This is a genomic window from Agrobacterium sp. fls2-241-TYG-188a, assembly GCF_030209845.1.
Genome location: NZ_JARVRD010000002.1, coordinates 1,115,562 through 1,136,195, shown reverse-complemented (window position 1 = coordinate 1,136,195; position 20,634 = coordinate 1,115,562). Strand labels below are relative to the sequence as shown.

Genomic DNA, 20,634 nt, shown 5'->3' with positions numbered 1-20,634 from the left:
GAGATGGCCGAGCTAAAGCCGCTGATTGCGAAAGTTGCCAATGGAGAAAGTCTTGATCGGGACGAAGCCCGGCAGGCATTCGACATTCTGATGTCCGGTGAGGCAACACCATCGCAGGTCGGCGGCTTTCTCATGGCGCTTCGCGTTCGCGGAGAAACGGTCAACGAAATCGCAGGCGCCGTTTCTTCCATGCGCTCGCGCATGTTGCCGGTCACCGCTCCCGCCGATGCCATGGACATTGTCGGCACAGGCGGCGATGGGCTGGGCACCTACAACATCTCGACCCTCGCCTCCATTATTGTGGCAGGTGCAGGCGTTCCCGTCGCCAAACATGGTAACCGCGCCTTGAGTTCAAAGTCGGGTACGGCGGATGCGCTTTCTGTGCTCGGCGTTAAACTCGACATCGAGCCGGAACTGATCAGCCGCTGCGTTGCTGAAGCCGGTCTCGGCTTTATGTTCGCGCAGCGTCATCACTCTTCCATGCGCCATGTGAACCCGAGCCGGGTCGAGCTTGGCACACGAACGATCTTCAATCTTCTCGGCCCGCTTTCCAACCCCGCTGGCGTGAAGAAGCAGTTGCTCGGCGTCTTCGCCCCGCACTGGCTCTTGCCTCTGGCTGAAGTGCTGCGTGATCTCGGATCCGAAAGCGTTTGGGTTGTCCATGGTGACGGGCTTGACGAAATAACCACCACGGGCACGACGCAGGTTGCGGCGCTGGAGGGTGGCAAGATCAGAAGCTTCGAGTTAACGCCTGCCGATTTTGGCGTCGAAGCGGTGAAAATCGATGACCTCAAGGGAGGCGACGGCGTTGCCAATGCCGCGGCCTTGCGCGAGGTCCTTGGCGGACGCCGGAATCCCTATCGCGATGTTTCACTCTGCAACGCGGCAGCCTCTCTGGTCGTCGCTGGCAAAGCCGAAACGCTTGCCGATGGTATGAAGATCGCAAGCGCCTCGCTGGACGAAGGCAGAGCGGCAGCAGCCCTGGACCGGCTGATTGCCGTTTCGAACGAAGAGTAAGGCAAGGCCATGAGCGACATTCTGAAAAAGATCGAAGCCTACAAGCTTGAAGAAATTGCGGCTGCGAAAGCCAGGGTCTCGCTTGACGATCTAAAAGCCATGGCAGCGGACCAGACGGCGCCGCGCGGCTTTTACAACGCCTTGAAACGCCGCCAATCTGAAGGCAGCTTCGGGCTCATAGCCGAAATCAAGAAGGCGAGCCCTTCCAAGGGTCTCATCCGTCCTGATTTCGACCCGCCTTCACTTGCAAAAGCCTATGAAGAAGGTGGGGCCGCCTGCCTTTCCGTTCTGACGGATACGCCTAGCTTTCAGGGTGCGCCCGAGTTCCTGACGGCTGCCCGCGATGCCTGCGCCCTGCCCGCTTTGCGCAAGGATTTCATGTTCGATATTTATCAGGTGCATGAAGCCCGCGCCTGGGGAGCTGATTGCATCCTGCTCATCATGGCATCGCTTTCCGACGATGAGGCCAAGCGGCTGGAAGACGAAGCCTTTGCGCTCGGTATGGATGTGCTGGTGGAAGTGCATGACGAGGAAGAGACCGAACGGGCGCTGAAACTCGCCTCCCCGCTGCTGGGCATCAACAATCGCAATCTGCGTACATTCGAGGTCAGTCTCGATGTCAGCGAACGACTGGCTGCGATGGTACCCGCTGATAAGCTGCTGGTGGGTGAAAGCGGCATATTTACCTATGATGATTGCATCCGCCTTCAAAAATCAGCCATCACGACCTTCCTTGTCGGCGAAAGCCTGATGCGCAAGGATGATGTCACCGCAGCCACGCGCGCACTGCTTACAGGTCGCACCGATAGTCTGGCTGCCGAATGAGCTCCGATCAGAAGCTCACCCATATCGGCGCGTCCGGCGAGGCGCATATGGTCGATGTTGGCGACAAGGCAGAAACGACCCGTGTGGCGGTGGCCGAAGGTTTCGTCAGGATGAAGCCGGAGACGCTGGCGCTGATCCTCGAAGGCAATGCCAAGAAGGGTGATGTCATTGGCACCGCCCGTCTTGCTGGGATCATGGCTGCAAAGCAGACCGCAAATCTCATTCCGCTCTGCCACCCCCTGATGCTGACGAAGGTTACGGTGGATATTACCGAAGATGACGCCCTGCCCGGCCTGCGCGTGCAAGCAACCGTCAAATTGACGGGCAAGACCGGCGTCGAAATGGAGGCACTGACAGCCGTATCCGTTGCGTGTCTAACCATCTACGATATGGCGAAGGCCGCCGACAAGGGTATGGAAATCAGCTCCATCCGCCTTCTTGAAAAGACCGGTGGCAAATCCGGGCACTTCAAGGCGTAAGGCAACCGACCAATGTGTAAGGGTCCGGCGCTGGTGGCGGATAAAGCTCACCCCGTGGCCCGGGAAGAGGAAACGCCATGAAACCCCTCCTGCCTGTCGCGGACGCGCAAGCGCGTTTACTGGACGCCGCAACACCGGTTGCAGACGTCGACATGGTCTCTCTGGACCTTGCGGATCAGCGTGTACTCGCGCAGGATCTCCACGCCCGCCTCACCCAACCTCCCTTTCATTCCTCGGCAATGGATGGCTACGCGTTAAGGGCAGCCGACGCGCCGCAGATCGGCTCCGTACTGACAGTCATTGGAGAATCAGCGGCTGGCCACGCCTTTGAGGGGCGTGTGGCTGAAGGTCAGGCCGTGCGTATCTTTACGGGCGCGCCGGTGCCTGAAGGGGCGGACGCGGTTATCATACAGGAAGATACCGAGGTGCTGGAGGCGGGGCAAATCCGCACCACATTCCAAGTCACCAAGGGGAGACATATTCGCCCACGCGGACAGGACTTTGTCGAAGGCGAAACGGTCCTCAAGGCCGGAACGGAACTTACCTTTACCGATATTACGCTCGCCGCCGCCATGAACCATGCAGCACTGCCCGTCTACCGCAAACCTCTCGTCGCCATTCTCGCCACCGGTGATGAACTCGTGCCCCCCGGTGGCGCGCCTAACCCGGCTCAGATCATTGCCTCCAACACATTTGGCGTGGCAGCGCTGGCGCGCAAGACGGGCGCGACAGTGCTCGATCTCGGGATCGTGGTCGATGATGAAGCCCTCATCCGCGCAGCCATCGACAAGGCCATCGTCGCGAAAGCCGACGTCCTCGTCACGCTCGGCGGCGCATCGGTCGGCGATCATGATCTGGTCCAGGCAGCCCTCAAAGCACAGGGAATGGAACTGGATTTCTGGCGGATCGCCATGCGCCCCGGCAAGCCGCTGATGGTCGGCTCAATTGGTAACATGCAGGTCCTCGGGCTACCCGGAAACCCGGTCGCCAGCCTCGTCTGCAGTCTGCTGTTTCTGGAACCCCTCCTCCACAAACTCAGCCACCGCAAACCCACGTCACGCGAAACCACCGCCCTAACCGCTACCACGCTGAAGGCCAACGACCAGCGCCAGGATTACCTTCGCGCCCGCATCACTGGCGAGGAAGACGGCAAACCCACCGTCGAAGCCTTCACCAAGCAGGATTCCTCCATGATGAATATCATGGCACAGTCAGATTGCCTGATCGTGCGCGCACCGTTTGCGCATCAGTTGGAGGTTGGTGGCGAGTGCGTGGTGGTGAGGTTGAGGTAAGCGGACTTGCCAAAGAGGCCATGGAAGATACGGCTTCATTCGCCATCTTGAGAGCCGTTGGTGGGCCGTTTGGCGCGTTCCTCCTTGATGAAGGCTAGATAGGCCCGTTGCTCACCTTCGAAGCCTTGTGGACCATACAATTCTTCAATGCGGGAGAACACGTAAAAGGCCCTTTCCAAGTCCCCGAGTTTGTACATAGCTTCGCCCTCTTGCATTAGGACATAATGATCTTCGTGGTTGGGGTCATCGTACATATGCGCCATGATTTCGACCCACTTCTGGCAACTCTTTTTGTCACCGAGGTCCGCATAGTCCACGACAAAACCTGCTGACAGGCTCTGCCCGTAAAAATCCCAGGCCTCCTTAGGCTCCGGTATCAGGTCCCAAGCTTCCAGCGCAACGGAGAGAGACGACTGTAGCGCTCCTGAGGCAAATAGCTTGGCGGAGCGCTCCAGCAGATTGTCGATCTCTGTACGGATCGTAACGTCGATCTGTGGCTTTCGCATGGGCGTCTTCCCGCGTGACGAGGCGATAGATGAGCAAGGCGCGGCCACCGCCGCAATAGACCGACTGCAGTCCTAGATGGATCCGCAGTTAAACAACCACAAGTTCTTCACAGATGATACGTTGTGCCGTCGATATATCAATGAAGTTGATATGGTCGGGGTCGACCTTCGTGCGGAAATTTTCGCAGAAATAGAGCGTGTCGATATCTTCGAGTTTTTCGAACCACGCCTCTACCAGCGCGTCAAAGCTTGGTTCCGGCCAGTTGGGTGCATGTGTGGGAAAAGAGACGACGAACCGTTTGATGAGCTTTGCTTCGGGAATGGCGAAGAGGATTGGCGCGTGAACGTCACGGCGATATGCCCGAAACTCCTCAACGCTCATTCCCTGTTTCCGCTTGAACGTGATTGCTATCTTTATCATTACAAACCTCAGCTTCCTAAATGACAGGAAGATTGGTAGCAGCTAGACAAAGGGACGATCTATAATCGTTTGTCCCTAGTTTGTTTGAGATTGTCCCCAAATGCTGAGCGATCCCCTCTCTGAAATCCTGTCTTTTCTCAAGGCACGGACGTACGTCGCCGGCGGCTACGATTTCGGCGGCGACTGGTCCATCCAGTACGACATGCACGATGGCATCAAATGTTTTGCCGTGGTCGCCGGTCGATGCTGGCTTGAGGTCGAGGGCCACCCCGAGCCGATCCAGCTGAAGAGCGGGCGCCGTTTCAGCTTGGCAAAGGACCTGGCGTTCAAGTCGATCGACATAGCCGAGCTTTCGGAAATGGACTGGCGCGGCGGCATTGCTACCGTAAAAGGCGGCGGAGATACTTTGGTTCTTGGCGGTCACTTCGCCTTCTCAGGCGACCACACCACAATGCTGCTCGGCGCAATGCCGCCGATTTTCCGATTGCGGGAGGAAGGGGACAAGGAAGGACTTCGATGGGTGCTGGACCGCATGCGGCGCGAACTGACGGCCAAACGGCCCGGCGGGACGCTGATACTGCAGAATCTTGCTCAGCTTCTTCTCGTAGAGGCTCTCAGGCTTTATCTGGCTCATGGCAGCGGGAGAGTGTCGGGCTGGTTGTTCGCGCTGGGAGATGCTCGTCTCGCGCCTGCCGTCATTGCCATGCACGAAAACCCCGGCGCTCAATGGACCTTGCCATTGCTTGCCGAACGGGCAGGAATGTCGCGATCCAAGTTCGCTCACCGTTTCAAGACCGTAACGGGGGTATCGCCGATCGACTACCTTCTTCGATGGCGGATGCTATTGGCTTCCGATCGTCTGATTGCGAGACGCGAGCCGCTATCGGAGATCGCGCTGTCGCTGGGATATAGTTCTGATGCAGCGTTTAGAACCGCGTTCAAGCGGGTAACCGGCCAATCTCCGGGAAGATTTGTCGGTTGATATAAGGAAGCGCGCCGCAAGGGTGCGTGAAAATAACCTTGGCCAGACCGCCGATGCCGGATGTTTGCGCAAAGCACGCTTCAATGAGAAAAGGGCCGCATGGCTGCGGCCCTCTGCACTTCAGTTTATGTTTTGCCAAATGAGTGGCCGGGCGCCCTCAAGCGCCTGACCTGTCGCTCCGATGCAGGGATAAGCTTAGAACTCTTCCCACGTATCCTGAGCGACTGCCGCAGACGATGAGCCGCCGCCGAAGGCGCTGGCGATCTTGCGGCCGAGCGCACGGGCCGGTGACGCTGCTGGCGCGGAGTGGTTGCTTGCAGCCTTTGGCGCTGAGGCGGCAGGCATGGAGCGGCTCATGCTCTCACCGTTTCCGAGATTGAAACGCTGCAGCAACTGGTTCAACGATGCCGCTTCCTTGGCAAGGCTGTGGCTGGCCGCTGTCGACTGCTCGACCATGGCGGCGTTCTGCTGCGTGCCCTGATCCATGGTGTTGACGGCGGTGTTGATTTCCTGAAGGCCGACTGACTGTTCGCGCGACGATTCGACGATCGCATGAATGTGGCGGTTGATTTCCTGCACCTCGGAAACGATGACCTCAAGCGCACGACCGGTTTCACCGACAAGCTCCACGCCGGAGCGAACATGTTCGCCGGAAGTGGTGATCAACGCCTTGATTTCCTTGGCGGCCTTTGCGGAACGCTGTGCCAGTTCGCGCACTTCCTGGGCAACGACGGCAAAGCCCTTGCCAGCTTCACCGGCACGTGCAGCTTCAACACCGGCGTTCAAGGCAAGCAGGTTGGTCTGGAAGGCAATTTCATCGATGACGCTGATGATGTTGGTAATCTCGCCCGAGGAGCGCTCGATTTCATTCATGGCAGTCACGGCCTGACGCACGACGTCGCCGGATTTTTCCGCACCCTGGCGGGCCTTGGAGACCAAATGTCCGACTTCTTCGGCGCGGGTGCTGGAATCCTTCACCGTGGTGGTGATTTCTTCCAAAGCAGCTGCGGTTTCTTCGACGGAGGCTGCCTGCTGTTCGGTGCGCTTGGAAAGATCATCGGCGGCGGAGCGGATCTCGTTTGCACCGGCATCGATGCCACGAGCATTCTGGCCAACGGCGCGGAGTGCGTCGTTAAGATTGCCTACGGAGCTGTTGAAGTTGGCGCGGAGCGTATCGAGATGCGCAGCGAATGGCGTTTCAATGCGATAGGCGACATCGCCGTCTGCCAGACGGTTAAGCGCCTTTGCGAGATGATCGACAGCAAACTGGGTATCTGCGGCATCCCTCGCCTTCTGGGCTTCGTTGTCTGCACGTTCTTTTTCAGACATGCTGCGGTTTGCTGCGGCTTCCTTTTCGAGGCGAATGGTCTCCAGCGCGTTGGTACGAAAGACCGCCACGGCCTGCGCCATTTGTCCCACTTCGTCTTTACGATCCTGCCCATCAACCGGCGCATCGGTCTGGCCGTTGGCCAGCGTTATCATGCGCTTGGACAAATTCGCGATCGGCGTGGTAATACCCTTGGCAGCAACCACGAGCGAAGCAACGATGCCAAGCGCGAATGTGAGACCGACGAAGATCAGCGACCAAAGAATCGTCGAGTCCGCCTGTTCGCTCAACGCGTGACTTCTTTCTGCGACATCAGTCATAACCTTATCCAGGAATTTGGATGCATCGGCTGCCAGCGGCACAATCATCGCGTCTGCTTTTGCCAGTGCCGCCTTCGCAGCATCATCCTGATCCATCGAGCCCAGCCGGACTGCGTCATCCGTCAACGCAGTTACCTCTTTCGCTCTGGAAATAAAGGTGTCGAGAGTTGGCTTTTCGGCAGGCAGAAGTTTAGCAGTTGTCTCCAATCGATCAAACAGCTTTGCTTTGGCGTCCGCATACAGCGTCACTGCTGCCTTCATGCCGGGAGTGTCGCGGCCGTAGGCGAGAGTTTGATATGCACCATAGGCGGTCGCGGCGAGATTTCTGTTCGCCCGAGCCATTGCTGTCACGCCGGCCGTGTCGTTGGAAATAAAATTCGTGTAACTGTTATCAGCGCTCTTGAAGCTGCTCGACATAAAGGCCGTCGCACCCAACCCCACGACGCAGAGCGGCAGGACGAGAGCGAGTATTTTCGTGCGTATGCTCGCGTTTTTAAGAAATGACATGATTTCTGGGGAACCCTGTTGATCGCCAAGGGCGCAGCAATACACCAGAAGACGCTCACTGAGCGAAGCCAGTGCCACTACGGAAGAATCGGCAGTTGATGATTGATGACAACCATCGCTCGCGATCATCGCGGCTCGGTGAAACTGTCTAGTAAATAACTAAAACAGCCAGTATTTAAATACTGTTAAAATGTTAGGGATACTTGGGAAAACCATTCTCGTCCCCATCGAGCCGGTCGTCGTTGTTGGTCAGGCCGGGTCTTCGATGTCCAGTCTGGCGCGGATGCAATTAACGAAAAAGGCCGCATCGCTGCGGCCTTTTCCAATTCTCACTCAACAACCTCAACTCAAACCAATCGGCTGCGCTCCAGCGCGGCTTCTATGAAGCTGGCAAAGAGCGGGTGCGGATCGAGCGGACGGCTCTTGAGTTCGGGGTGGTATTGTACGCCGATAAACCATGGGTGATCGGGATACTCGACGGTCTCAGGAAGAACGCCATCAGGAGACATGCCCGAGAAGACAAGGCCGCAGCTTTCGAGGCGGTCCTTGTAATCCACGTTCACCTCGTAACGGTGGCGGTGGCGTTCGGAAATGTCGGTGGAGCCGTAGATTTCCGCGATCTTGGTGTCCTTTTTGAGCGATGCCTTGTAAGCACCAAGACGCATCGTGCCACCGAGGTCGCCGGCTGCGTTGCGCTTTTCAAGCTCGTTGCCCTTTACCCATTCGGTCATCAGGCCAACAACCGGCTGTGACGTCGTACCGAATTCGGTCGAGGATGCGTCTTCGATACCAGCGAGATTGCGTGCCGCTTCCACGACTGCCATCTGCATTCCAAAGCAGATGCCGAAATACGGTACCTGACGCTCGCGCGCGAACTGCGCCGCACGGATCTTGCCTTCAGATCCACGCTCACCAAAGCCACCGGGAACGAGGATGGCGTCGACCTTTTCCAGATACGGCGAAGGATCTTCTTTTTCGAAGACCTCCGACTCGATCCATTCCAGCTTCACCTTCACACGGTTGGCAATGCCGCCGTGATGCAGGGCTTCGATCAGAGACTTATAGGCATCCTTCAGGCCGGTATATTTGCCAACGATGGCAATCGTGACTTCGCCTTCCGGCGTGTGAATTCGGTTACAAACCTCTTCCCACAGCTCAAGGCGTGGCTTGGGAGCAGGCTCAATGCCGAACGCTGCCAGAACCTCATTGTCGAGACCTTCCTTGTGGTAGGCCATCGGCACGTCGTAAATATTGGCAACATCCAGTGCCTGGATGACGGCGGAAGGACGCACGTTGCAGAACAGCGAAAGCTTGCGACGTTCGGCTTCGGGGATTTCGCGGTCGGCACGCACCAGCAGAATATCCGGGTGAATACCCAGCGCCTGCAATTCCTTGACGGAGTGCTGAGTAGGCTTTGTCTTCAACTCGCCGGCTGCTGGAATGTAAGGCATCAGCGTCAGATGAACGAAGATGGCCGTGCCGCGTGGCAGGTCGTTCTTGGCCTGACGGATGGCTTCCATGAACGGCATGGCTTCGATATCGCCCACCGTGCCGCCGATTTCGCAGATGACAAAGTCGTATTCTTCATTTCCCTCGGTCACGAAATTCTTGATTTCGTTTGTGACGTGGGGAATGACCTGCACCGTCGCGCCGAGATAATCGCCGCGGCGTTCCTTGTCGATGATGTTCTTGTAGATGCGACCCGTGGTGATGTTGTCGGTCTTGGTGGCCGAACGCCCGGTAAAGCGCTCATAGTGACCGAGATCGAGGTCAGTCTCCGCTCCGTCATCCGTCACGAAAACCTCACCGTGCTGGGTGGGGCTCATCGTACCTGGATCGACGTTGAGATAGGGGTCTAGTTTGCGAAGCCGAACCCGATAACCACGGGACTGCAACAACGCTCCGAGTGCTGCGGCCGCAATGCCCTTACCAAGTGAGGAGACCACGCCGCCTGTGATGAATACATATCGCGCCATGGGATTTACCGCTTACCTTTAAATGAGTGATTCCGCCAGCACAAATTTTGGAACATCCACATTCCATTTCTGGAACGCGTCCGCTTGGCCGGAATGTGAACAAAAGAAAACCGGCAGGCTTTTGGCCTGCCGGAGTGATATGCTTGAACCGGTTTTATTGGCCGGTTGGAACTGCGTTGGAATTGGCCGGAGCCGGAGTGGCTGGCGCTGCTGGCGTCGTTCCAGTTGCCGGTGCGGCTGCACCGTTGTTGGTGGACGGAACGCCATTCTGCGCCGGAGCCTGATTGGCAGGCGGCGTAGCGGACGAAGGACCAAGCGTATCCAGAATGCCATTGCCCTGCCCCTGCGTGGCGGGAATGCGATCCAGAATATCGGTTGGACGTGCTTCATACCGGGTCAACAGACCGAGACCGAGCGATGTTGCGAAAAACAGTGCCGCAAGAATGGCTGTGGTGCGTGTCAGGGCATTTGCCGTACCGCGGGCGGACATGAAGCCCGAACCACCGCCGATACCAAGACCACCGCCTTCGGACCGCTGGATCAGGACCACGCCGACCAGGGCCAGCACGATCATGAGGTGAATAACAATCAGTACGTTCTGCATGACAATCCATTCCATGCCCCAACTGGAGCACAATGAAGAAGTTTGCGGCTCTTTACATGAGGCGAAAGCGTATTCCAAGCCCCTCAAGGACGAAAGACGTGATCAAGCTGTCAATTGCTCATATGCGGCATAGATGGACAGGAAATCGGTCGCTTTCAAGCTGGCGCCGCCAATCAGCGCGCCATCGACATTCTCTACGCCCATCAGTTCCAGCGCATTGGTCGGCTTGACCGAGCCGCCATAGAGAATGCGCATGACCTTGCCCTCGGCGCCGAAGCGCTTGACCAGCTCTTCACGCATGAAGGCATGAGCTTCGCGCACATCGTCCGTGGTGGGCGTAAGCCCAGTGCCGATTGCCCAGACGGGTTCATATGCAATCACGGTATCGGCGGCCGTCGCCTCATCCGGCAGGGAGCCTGCAAGCTGGCGCTTGAGAACATCGAGCGTCTGGCCGGACTTGCGCTCGTCAGCCGTCTCACCGATGCAGACGATTGCCACCAATTCCGCCGCATGGGCGGCAGATGCCTTGGCCCGTACCAGATGGTCGGTCTCGGCATGGTCGGTGCGCCGCTCCGAATGGCCGACGATGACGTGGGTGCCGAAGCAATCGGCGATCATTTCAGCAGAGATATCACCCGTATGGGCGCCCGACGGGTTCTGGTGGCAATCCTGCGCGCCAATCAGGAGCGGGCTGTCATCGCACAACGCAGTCGCCACATAGAGCAGCGTTGAAGGGGGGCAGATCAGCGCATCAATCTTGTCGGCGAGCGATCCTTTGACACCTTCGGCCATCGCCTTGATCTGATCGAGCGACTGGCGGGTTCCGTTCATCTTCCAGTTTCCAGCGACGAGCGGGCGGACATCAGGTGTCATAAGCGATCCATTCCTTTTGCTTCATAGGGTGCCCAAACGCATCGGGCACCTGTCATGGAGGGTTTAGGTGAGTCTTAAAGGCTACAAATTCGATTTGGTACTAAAAAGAACGATTTTCGCTCAAAACATTGATTAAAATCGTGCCATTAAGTCGCTTTTTTCGCCTGGTGGCGTCTTCCCCGCTCAGTGCACGAGCAGGAAGTTCAATACTGCCTTCCAATCCGTCATGCGTACCGGAGTACCGTGCGTCCCGGTTTTATAAAGCGTGAAGCGAGTTGACAGGCCAGCTTTCAAAAGGCTGCGAAAAATGGTCGCCTGCTGCTCGGCCGAATAGACCTTGTCTTCACTGCCATGGGTAAACCAGACCGGTTTTTTAGCCTTCACATAGGCGCTTTTTGGAAAGTCGGGATCGACCGCGCCACCCAGTATGGCCATGCCCTTGAGATCGGAGACGGCTTTCTGATCGCGGCTGATGCCGTAGCAGATGAAGCTGCCCATTGAGGCGCAAGCAAGAATAACAGGACGACCGCCGGATTTTGCACGCGCATCGGCGATCAGCGCAGCAATATCCGCCACGCCTTTCTCATCGAAATTGCGGACGGTTGGCGCGTAGTAGGTGCCACCATTGGCGACCGCCAGATTCTTCAGGCGATTGAAATTGCCCCCGAATGTGTAGTCGTTCATTCCAAGCCTGCGATCCCCGGCGCGGCCGTGGATGAAAATGACCGTAAATGCCTGCCCGGATGCAGCCCCGACCCGTCCGACTTCGAGTGCCCTGCCCCCGGCGTCGATCGTTTCCATGGCCTGATATTTCTTTGGCGAGAGATCGACATAGTCCCGTTTCACGCGGCGTTCCGGGGTCTCGTCCCGGCCGTTGATATCGCGCATCTCATTATAGTCAATGACACTGGAGGCACCGCCATCGTCAGTAGAGAGCACGGTCTGGTTAGAAAACAGCTCATCCTTGAAAGGCCGAAGCGGACCGCCACTGTTTTGGGCATGGGCGGGCGTTATCGCAACAGACAGGCAAAAAAGAGTACAAAAGGTGAAGATAGCTGTGGACATGCCTTGAGTAACCGTTTCATTTGAGCCAGAACACTTGTCATCCGGGCGGGGGCAGCGCAATCCTTGTCGATGACGCAAACCCGATTATTCCGTGCTTGAGTAACAGCATGTTCTGCCGTTTCTGGCAAAACACACTGATTCGCATGGCCAAATTCTGATCGAACTGGGTACAATGGACGATAGCAACGACCTATTTTCAAGCCAAGCCGCACCGCAACGTCAGGAGATCGACAAACGGGAGGCCGCGCCTGTGGCAGCCGTGAAGGCCGTTTCCGCCGCGCCAAAGCCCGCGCTTGTCAGCACATCGTCCGGCGATGATTACGGTGCGTCCTCCATCCGCGTGCTGGAAGGCCTTGAGCCCGTGCGTATGCGGCCGGGCATGTATATTGGCGGCACGGACGAGAAAGCACTTCACCACCTGTTTGCCGAAGTCATCGATAACTCGATGGACGAAGCCGTTGCCGGACACGCGAACTTCATCGAAGTCCATCTGGATGCCGAGGGCTTCCTGACCGTGAGCGATAATGGCCGCGGTATCCCTGTGGAAAACCATCCCCAGGTTCCCGGCAAATCGACGCTTGAAGTCATCATGACCAAGCTTCACGCCGGCGGTAAATTCGATGGCAAGGCTTATGAAACGTCTGGCGGTCTGCATGGCGTGGGCGTGTCTGTCGTCAATGCGCTTTCGGATGTTCTGGAAGTTGAAGTTGCGCGCAACCGCAAGCTCTATCGTCAGCGTTTCTCGCGCGGTGTTCCGCAGGGCGGACTTGAAGAGCTGGGAGATGTGCACAACCGCCGGGGAACGCGTGTGCGCTTCCATCCCGATCCGCAGATTTTTGGCGATCACGCCCGCTTCGATCCAGCCCGCATTTTCCGCATGGCGCGCTCCAAGGCCTACCTCTTTGGTGGCGTGGAAATTCGCTGGAGCTGCGATCCCGGCATGGTGCCCCCGGATGGAGACATTCCGGAAAAGGCCGTTTTCCACTTCCCCGGTGGTTTGAAAGACTATTTGGCGGCAACGCTTGGCAAGGACTTCACCGTTACCCGCGAGATATTCTCCGGACGGACGGAAAAGACCGGTGGACACGGCGCCATGGAGTGGGCCGTGACCTGGTATGGTGGCGATGCGCAGCTGCATTCCTATTGCAACACCATTCCGACGCCTGAAGGCGGCACCCACGAAGCCGGCCTTCGCATCGCGCTGACCAAGGGTCTCAAGAACTATGCGGAGCTGACGCAGAACAAGCGCGCCCGTGAAATCACCACCGATGACGTGATGATCTCTGCCGTCGGAATGCTCTCGGTTTTCATCCGCGAGCCGGAATTTGTGGGCCAGACCAAGGACAAGCTGGCGACGGTAGAAGCCCAGCGCATCGTCGAGAATGCGCTTCGCGACCCCTTCGACCACTATCTTGCCGGTAACCCGAACGAAGCGGCGAAGCTGCTGGATTGGGTTATCGAGCGGTGTGAAGAGCGCCTGCGCCGCCGCAAGGAAAAGGAAGTCAACCGCAAGACCGCTGTGCGCAAGCTTCGGCTTCCCGGCAAGCTGGCAGACTGCTCGCAGAACACGGCAGAAGGTGCGGAACTCTTCATCGTCGAAGGTGACTCGGCGGGCGGTTCTGCCAAACAGGCGCGCAACCGCGCCAATCAGGCAATTTTGCCTTTGCGTGGCAAAATCCTGAACGTTGGCAGTGCCAGCCGTGAAAAGCTTTCGGCCAACCAGCAGATCGCCGATCTCATTCAGGCGCTTGGTTGTGGAACGCGCACCAAATACCGCGAGGAAGACCTGCGCTACGAACGCATCGTCATCATGACCGATGCCGACGTGGACGGCGCGCATATCGCGTCGCTGCTCATCACCTTTTTCTATCAGGAAATGCCGGAACTGATCCGTGGCAATCACCTATACCTCGCGGTGCCGCCACTTTACGTCATCCGTCAGGGTGCCAAGACGGTTTATGCTCGAGATGACGCGCACCGCGCCGAACTCATGGAGACGGTTTTCAAGGGCAAGAAGGTGGAAATTGGCCGCTTCAAAGGCCTCGGCGAAATGATGCCGGCGCAGTTGAAGGAAACCACCATGGATCCCTCCAAGCGCACCCTACTGCGCGTGGAAATAGACGATGTGGATTTTGAAGGTACGCGCGAGGCGGTGGATAATCTCATGGGCACCAAGCCCGATGCCCGTTTCCGCTTCATTCAGGACCGCTCGGCCTTCGCAGAAAACCTCGATATCTAAAGATCGGGCGCCGCGAAAATCAGGGAAAGCTCGTCAGGAGCTTTCCTTTTCTCCGGATGACCCACGTGACAGTAAATGGCCGTTTCAGACGGCGAAATACCTGACATAGGCAAACTCGTCACCATCAGGTAACCAGTTGGGCGAGTTCATCGTGCCCTGCCCGCCAAACAGCTCAAACAGTGTTTCTACATTTGCCCCGTCTGGGTCCATCATGCGAACACGGACGTTGAGGTCGCGCGGATGATCAAAGACATCGGCATCGTAGGAAACGAAGACGACCTTGTCACCGCTGGGTGACGGATGCGGAAACCAGTCTCCGTACTGACTGTCCGTGATGCGCTCGACAACCGATCCGTCCACCTTCACGCGCCATATCTGCATCAGGCCGGTGCGGCTGGAGTTGAAGTAAATCCACTGCCCATCCGCCGAGTAATCCGGCCCGTCATTGCGGCCTTCTCCATGGGTCAGACGGGTTTCAACGCCATGCTCGACATCCATCGAGTAGATATCGAATACCTGATCTCGGATGCCGCAATAGGCGAAGTTCCGGCCATCTGGTGACCAGCCATGCCAGTAGGACGGCAGATTGTGGGTCATCAATCGAGGCGTACCGCCCTGTGATGGCACGAGATAAATCGCGCTCTTGCCAAACTCGACCTTGTCGGAGATGGCATAGAGCGAACCGTCCGGAGAAATGCCGTGGTCGTTGTTACACTCTCTGGCGAAGCCCGTGTCGACAGGCGTCAGCACTGCTTCACCACCGAGTGACAACCGATAAAGCAAACCATTGCTGTTGAGCAGCAGGTAAGACCCGTCCGGCGACCAGTTCGGTGCCTCGAACAGTTCCGACGTCTGCCAGATGACCCGGTTCTGCCGGGTGCGGATGTTGAAGATTTCGACGGAACTGCGCATCGTGACTCCCACTAGATTACGGATCCTGGACGGGCAAAAGTCGATAACCTGTTTGCATCAGCCAGGATGATGGATATGACTCTATTGCCGCAGGCACCGTCCTGTAAATTTAAAAACGGAAGACGGCAGCGTTGCGGCACCGCCCGCATTCTCTGAGCCGGTTTTTCCCAATATTGAGGTTCCGCGATGACGACCATCGCTGATCAACCCATCCGCTTTGGCCGAGTGGCGCCAATGCTTCCTGTCAAGGATATCCAGAAAGCTCACGATTTCTACGCCAACATACTCGGCTTCCAAAAGACGTTCGAGAACGGAAATCCCGTCGGCTTCATGATCTTGAAGCGAGATGACGCCGAGTTGCATCTGACATTGCAGCCAGCTCACAAATCTGCGCCGTTCAACGTCGCGCACATGCTGGTAGGCGACGTAGATGCAATCCACCGCCTTTGCAGTGACTACGGATTACGGATCATCAAAAGACTGGAAACAAAGGACTACGGCTTGCGGGCATTCGTTTTCGAGGATCCGGACGGAAACCGGATCGATGTGGCGCAAGTCATCTAGGCAGAGGAGCGGCGCGGTTCATGACGCGCCGCTCAATTCGCTACCGGTCCCGGAAGCGATTGGTAATCGGATAGCGGCGGTCGCGACCGAAATTCTTCTTGGTGATCTTCACACCCGGCGCAGACTGGCGGCGTTTGTATTCGGCCAGATATAGCAGGTGCTCGATGCGATGCACGGTCGCGACATCATGTCCGCGCGCCACAATCTCCTCCACCGACATTTCCAGTTCAACAAGGCACTCGAGAATATCGTCGAGAACGGGATAAGGCGGCAGGGAATCCTGGTCGGTCTGGTTGGGTCTAAGCTCTGCAGAGGGGGCCTTCGAGATGATGTTGGCGGGAATGACCTCACCGGAAGGACCGAGCGCGCCCGGCGGCACATGGCTGTTACGCCATTTGGAGATGCCGTAGACCTGCATCTTGTAAAGGTCCTTGATGGGGTTGAAGCCACCATTCATATCGCCGTACAGCGTGGCATACCCCACTGACATCTCGGACTTGTTGCCGGTTGTGACCACCATGGAGCCAAACTTGTTGGAGATAGCCATGAGAATGGTGCCACGGGCGCGGCTTTGCAGGTTTTCTTCGGTAATGCCCTCTTCGGTACCTTCGAAAAGCTCCGTCAACGCCGTCATGAAGCCATCGACCGGCTCGGCGATCGGCACGATGTCATAACGGCAACCGAGTGCCTTGGCGCATTCCGCCGCATCTTTCAGCGATTCGTCTGATGTGTAGCGGTACGGCAGCATGATGCAGCGCACCCGCTCCTCACCCAGCGCATCGACCGCAATGGCGGCGCAGATGGCCGAATCGATGCCGCCGGAAAGGCCCAGCACGACGCTCTTGAAGCCATTCTTGTTTACATAATCGCGGAAGCCCAGCATACAGGCGCGGTAATCCGCCTCCTCACCTTCGGGTATCTGGGAGAAGGGTCCTTCGCTGCAATGCCAGCCTTTTTCCGTGCGTTTCCAGTCCATCACCGCAAGGGTGCTTTCGAACTGGCTCATCTGGAAGGCCAGCGTCTTGTCGGCGTTGAAAGCAAAGCTTGCGCCATCGAAAACAAGCTCATCCTGTCCGCCAACCTGATTGGCGAAGACGAGCGGCAGGCCGCTCTCAATGACCTGTCGCAGCGCCACCTGATGCCGCACATCCACCTTGCCGCGGTAATAGGGCGAGCCATTCGGCACCAGCAGAATTTCCGCACCGCTTTCGGCCAGTGTTTCGCAGACGCCGAAATCGTTCCAGATTTCCTCACAGATGGGAATGCCGATACGCACGCCCCGGAAATTATAGGGGCCGGAAATCGAGCCTTCGGCAAAGACGCGCTTCTCATCAAACTCGCCGTAATTCGGCAAATCTACCTTGTCACGCAGCGCAACGATCTTGCCGCCATCCAGCAGCGCGACGGAATTGTGCCGTCCCGTTTCGCCCTGACGCGGGAAGCCAATGATGACACCCGGACCGCCATCTGCCGTTTCAGCCGCCAGTTCCTCCACCGCCTTCAGGCAGGCCTTGAGGAAGGATGGCTTCAAGACAAGATCTTCCGGCGGATAGCCGGAGATGAAAAGCTCGGTGAGGAGCAGCAGGTCCGCGCCCTGGGCAGCCGCATCGGCACGCGCTTCACGTGCCTTGGCAAGGTTACCCGCGACATCGCCGACGGTTGGGTTGAACTGCCCGACGGCAATTCGCAGAACATTGGGATTGGTGTGTACTTGGCTCATGACTCTCATTTACCGCGCTCCCGTCCGGTGCGCAACGCAAGCTGTTCAACTGGCTTAAAAAACGGCGACCAGACATTGGCAATGCGCCTCACGCAAAGGTTATTCCGGGCACCTGTGGATTCCGCATAGTTCATGTCGCATTCACCCCGCTTATGTGACAGTTACATGACACTTTCATGACGCCTGATTCACGGGCGCAGACATACTGCCGGAGTTGAAAATTGAGGAATTCGGTGCCCAGAGCGGTTGCCGAAAGGATGAAGCTCGTCCTTTCAAAACCTTTGACCCGCAACCCGGACAGAGTTGTTGGCGATCTCTATCCGGTTCTGAATCTCGCGCTTGCTGCCCTGCTGCTGATTGTCTGCATGGAGTGGATTGCGCGAGGCTCGCTGCATGACATCGGCACGTTCCTGTTTTCACCAGCGCGCCCCGGTTTCACAACTCTGGTCGCGGTCATGCTTTGCCTCACGGCACTCGATGCGCTGTTCGGCAGACACTATCAATCGCTACTGGTGGCCGCGCCGGTTCTGCTGGTCACGGCCTTCATGTCGCATCAAAAGCAGCTTTATCTTTCAGATCCGCTCTACCCCTCCGATCTGTTGTTCGGGCGGCAAATCCTACAGCTTTTGCCAGCCATGCTGAAAGCCCAGCCCGTTACCGCGGTCGCACTCGCGGCAGGCCTTGTTCTGGCCGTTGCATCCGGTGTGATGATCTGGCGCTTTATTCGCATGTATACCCCGGCGATGGCGGTAAAAGCACGCTTCCTTCGGCTGGTGCTCGCGCTTCCCCTGCTGGCGGGGCTTGGTTCGCTGATGGAATATTCGCACTATTCCTGGGTGCGTGACCGGCTCAACATCCTTCCCATGATGTGGGATCAGAAGGAGAATTACCGGCATAACGGCTTCCTGCTTGCCTTCACATTCAACATTCCCATGGCGAATGTCTCCGCACCCGCAGGCTATGGTGAAAACACAATCGCAGACATCCCCTCAGATGGCTCTGCCTTTGCCGTGAACCACAGCACGCGGCCGGATGTCATCATGATCATGAGTGAGTCGCTCTGGGACCCTACCCGGGTTCCTGATGTGGCTCTGTCCAGAGATCCGATGCCTTCGATACGCTCCAGACAATCCGGCCATGTTTTCTCGCCCGAATTCGGCGGCATGACTGCCAATGTCGAGTTTGAGGCGCTGACCGGTTTCTCGAATGCCTTCCTGCCCTATGGCAGCATTCCCTACCAGCAATATATTCGCCGAAACGTGCCTTCCCTCGCGACCTTCTTTCGCAGCGAGGGCTATTCCTCGATTGCGCTACACCCGTTCCAATCCTGGTTCTGGAACCGCGCCGAAGTCTACAAATCGCTTGGCTTCGAGGAATTCCGTTCGGAAGAAACGCTGCCAGCAATGGAAAAGCGCGGGATTTTTGCTTCAGACGCGGCCCTCACAACGGAAATCATTCAGACGGTGGAGGCAGCGGACAATCCTCTGTTTCTATTCGCTGTCACCCTTCAGGGACACGGCCCCTACGAGGCTGACCGATATGCTGATAGATCCGTTGGCGTGACGGGAGCTCTCTCTAATGGTGCAGCCGTATCGCTTGCGACCTATGCTCAGGGCGTGGCAGAGGCGGACGCCAGTTTCGCAAGGCTGATCGACTGGGCAAAGAACCGTGAACGCGACACCATTGTCGTTCTGTTTGGAGACCACCTCCCGCCGCTCGGACACGTCTATGTGGAAAGCGGCTATATGCCGGAGATGGTGGCGACCCGCCGCGCGCCGCTGGACACGATGAAAAAGGAGCACGAGACACCACTCGTGGTCTGGTCATCCAGAACAGGACTTCATAACCGCATTGGTACCGTCAGCCCGGCCTTGCTGCCCTACCACATCTTGAAGACGGCGGGCCTTGGCGATCCCTTTTACACGGGCGTTCTCGGCAAGGTGCAGGCATCATACTCCGTGATTGATCGGCATATGCTGATGGAAAGAGACGGCTCTGCGTTGCCCGACTGGTTGACAGGGCCAAGCGAGATACCCGCTCCGATATCTGAATATCGCCAATTGCAGTTCGACATGATGTTTGGCAAGCAGTTTGCGAAGGAGCGGTTTTTCCCGGGCTTCAACTGGTTGAACAGTGGCAATCCCTCTGGCTGACGGCATCCTGAACACCGCCGAATTCATTTGAATTCGACACTCGTGCCAGCTTATCTCTTGATCCGCGCCGGACTTTGGCTCCCGGCGGTTCATGTAAGGCTGGAGACCAGAATGGCAGCTATTCCGGATTATATCACCTCGCATTTCAAGCGTTCCTCCCGGGACATTGGCGAGGTGGAGAAGCGCATTGTTGATATAGCTCACCAGAAGAAGCTTATCTCAACGGATACGAATGCTGAGTTTTCGAAGGAATCGACTTTTGGAGAAAGACTGGCCGACAGTATTGCGCGGATTGGCGGCTCATGGGGCTTCATCATAAGCTTCCTCGTCTTTCTGGCGGTATGGGCCGTGGTCAACACCATCGTCCTCACAACCCGCGCGTTCGATCCCTACCCCTTCATTTTCCTCAATCTCATTCTCTCCATGCTGGCAGCGGTTCAGGCACCTATCATCATGATGTCGCAAAACCGGCAGGCTGTGCGAGACCGTTTTGAGGCGGCCAAGGACTACGAAGTGAATTTGAAAGCAGAACTGGAAGTCCTTTCCCTTCATGAAAAGATCGATGTGAAAGTTCTGGCCGAGCTCGCAGCCCTGCGGCAGGAGATTGCCAAACTTCACCACCGCCGCGAAAACGAAGGCGAACGCCCCTGATTTCGATGAAGAAACGGGTGTCCCGTTTAGTCATGTCAGGTCAATTTGCGTCTTTTTTTGCGCTGGTTACGAATCCGTCAGATTCTTCCGCTACACATTGACGCGGGCATTTGTTGCATTGCACTCTTGGTGCAGCGACACGGGAATCACTTCCGTATCAGAATGGCATCACGCTTTTCCGAGCAGCGACGCCTCCGCACT

Annotated in this window: 18 protein-coding genes; 9 read left to right on the top strand and 9 right to left on the bottom strand. The window is 57.2% G+C overall.

All coding sequences use genetic code 11. The features are described from left to right. Positions 1-3 precede the first annotated feature (3 nt). The 4 genes from trpD to QRN85_RS12210 all read left to right on the top strand — a co-directional run bounded on the left by trpD (position 4) and on the right by QRN85_RS12210 (position 3,613). The gene (gene trpD, locus QRN85_RS12225; protein ID WP_113093275.1) at positions 4-1,017 is read left to right on the top strand and encodes an anthranilate phosphoribosyltransferase; all 1,014 of its coding nucleotides are present in this window, start codon (positions 4-6) and stop codon (positions 1,015-1,017) included. A gap of 9 nt (positions 1,018-1,026) precedes the next feature. Continuing rightward, complete coding sequence (gene trpC / locus QRN85_RS12220) at positions 1,027-1,842, top strand: indole-3-glycerol phosphate synthase TrpC (RefSeq protein WP_284758256.1); 816 nt, start codon at positions 1,027-1,029, stop codon at positions 1,840-1,842. Next, positions 1,839-2,321: a cyclic pyranopterin monophosphate synthase MoaC gene (moaC, locus tag QRN85_RS12215; RefSeq protein WP_284758254.1), complete on the top strand. Its 483-nt coding sequence runs from the start codon at positions 1,839-1,841 to the stop codon at positions 2,319-2,321. The genes trpC and moaC overlap by 4 nt, the downstream gene beginning before the upstream one ends. A gap of 77 nt (positions 2,322-2,398) precedes the next feature. Continuing rightward, a complete protein-coding gene (locus QRN85_RS12210) occupies positions 2,399-3,613 on the top strand; it encodes a molybdopterin molybdotransferase MoeA (protein WP_284758253.1) in 1,215 nt (404 codons plus the stop codon). Positions 3,614-3,648: 35 nt separating this feature from the next. Here the strand turns inward: QRN85_RS12210 and QRN85_RS12205 are convergent, their stop codons facing one another. Both QRN85_RS12205 and QRN85_RS12200 read right to left on the bottom strand, forming a co-directional pair. Further along, positions 3,649-4,119, bottom strand: coding sequence for a hypothetical protein (locus tag QRN85_RS12205; protein WP_284758252.1), 471 nt, complete (start codon positions 4,117-4,119; stop codon positions 3,649-3,651). An 88-nt stretch (positions 4,120-4,207) separates the two neighbouring features. Beyond that, positions 4,208-4,540 carry an EthD domain-containing protein gene (locus QRN85_RS12200; RefSeq protein ID WP_112963498.1) on the bottom strand — a complete coding sequence of 111 codons (333 nt, stop codon included), beginning with the start codon at positions 4,538-4,540 and terminating at the stop codon, positions 4,208-4,210. Positions 4,541-4,640: 100 nt separating this feature from the next. Between QRN85_RS12200 and QRN85_RS12195 the strand changes: the two genes are divergently transcribed. Next, positions 4,641-5,522, top strand: a complete 882-nt coding sequence (locus tag QRN85_RS12195) for an AraC family transcriptional regulator (RefSeq protein ID WP_284758248.1) — start codon at positions 4,641-4,643, stop codon at positions 5,520-5,522. A gap of 195 nt (positions 5,523-5,717) precedes the next feature. Here the strand turns inward: QRN85_RS12195 and QRN85_RS12190 are convergent, their stop codons facing one another. The 5 genes from QRN85_RS12190 to QRN85_RS12170 form a co-directional block, all read right to left on the bottom strand. Continuing rightward, the gene (locus tag QRN85_RS12190; protein ID WP_284758247.1) at positions 5,718-7,676 is read right to left on the bottom strand and encodes a methyl-accepting chemotaxis protein; all 1,959 of its coding nucleotides are present in this window, start codon (positions 7,674-7,676) and stop codon (positions 5,718-5,720) included. A gap of 347 nt (positions 7,677-8,023) precedes the next feature. Then, positions 8,024-9,652, bottom strand: a complete 1,629-nt coding sequence (gene pyrG / locus QRN85_RS12185) for a CTP synthase (protein ID WP_112963495.1) — start codon at positions 9,650-9,652, stop codon at positions 8,024-8,026. 154 nt (positions 9,653-9,806) lie between these two features. Further along, positions 9,807-10,256 carry a preprotein translocase subunit SecG gene (gene secG / locus QRN85_RS12180; RefSeq protein WP_112963784.1) on the bottom strand — a complete coding sequence of 150 codons (450 nt, stop codon included), beginning with the start codon at positions 10,254-10,256 and terminating at the stop codon, positions 9,807-9,809. Positions 10,257-10,358: 102 nt separating this feature from the next. After that, positions 10,359-11,129 (bottom strand): triose-phosphate isomerase, encoded by a 771-nt coding sequence (tpiA, locus tag QRN85_RS12175; protein WP_112963494.1) that lies wholly within the window; start codon positions 11,127-11,129, stop codon positions 10,359-10,361. A 183-nt stretch (positions 11,130-11,312) separates the two neighbouring features. Next, positions 11,313-12,194: an alpha/beta hydrolase gene (locus QRN85_RS12170; RefSeq protein ID WP_284758242.1), complete on the bottom strand. Its 882-nt coding sequence runs from the start codon at positions 12,192-12,194 to the stop codon at positions 11,313-11,315. 172 nt (positions 12,195-12,366) lie between these two features. Here QRN85_RS12170 and parE point away from each other — a divergent pair, with 172 nt between their 5' ends. After that, entirely contained in the window at positions 12,367-14,433 is a 2,067-nt protein-coding gene (gene parE / locus QRN85_RS12165) for a DNA topoisomerase IV subunit B (RefSeq protein ID WP_062589752.1), read from the top strand. Positions 14,434-14,517: 84 nt separating this feature from the next. Here the strand turns inward: parE and QRN85_RS12160 are convergent, their stop codons facing one another. After that, entirely contained in the window at positions 14,518-15,345 is an 828-nt protein-coding gene (locus tag QRN85_RS12160; RefSeq protein WP_284758238.1) for a TolB family protein, read from the bottom strand. Between the two features lie 186 nt (positions 15,346-15,531). On the opposite strand from QRN85_RS12160, the gene QRN85_RS12155 reads away from it, so the two are divergent. Beyond that, entirely contained in the window at positions 15,532-15,909 is a 378-nt protein-coding gene (locus QRN85_RS12155; RefSeq protein ID WP_284758236.1) for a glyoxalase superfamily protein, read from the top strand. A 40-nt stretch (positions 15,910-15,949) separates the two neighbouring features. On the opposite strand, the gene QRN85_RS12150 is transcribed toward QRN85_RS12155, so the two are convergent. Then, positions 15,950-17,629 carry an NAD+ synthase gene (locus tag QRN85_RS12150; protein ID WP_113093264.1) on the bottom strand — a complete coding sequence of 560 codons (1,680 nt, stop codon included), beginning with the start codon at positions 17,627-17,629 and terminating at the stop codon, positions 15,950-15,952. A gap of 257 nt (positions 17,630-17,886) precedes the next feature. On the opposite strand from QRN85_RS12150, the gene QRN85_RS12145 reads away from it, so the two are divergent. Next, positions 17,887-19,782, top strand: a complete 1,896-nt coding sequence (locus QRN85_RS12145) for an LTA synthase family protein (RefSeq protein WP_350225073.1) — start codon at positions 17,887-17,889, stop codon at positions 19,780-19,782. Between the two features lie 111 nt (positions 19,783-19,893). Further along, positions 19,894-20,433: a DUF1003 domain-containing protein gene (locus QRN85_RS12140; protein WP_113219623.1), complete on the top strand. Its 540-nt coding sequence runs from the start codon at positions 19,894-19,896 to the stop codon at positions 20,431-20,433. Positions 20,434-20,634 lie beyond the last annotated feature (201 nt).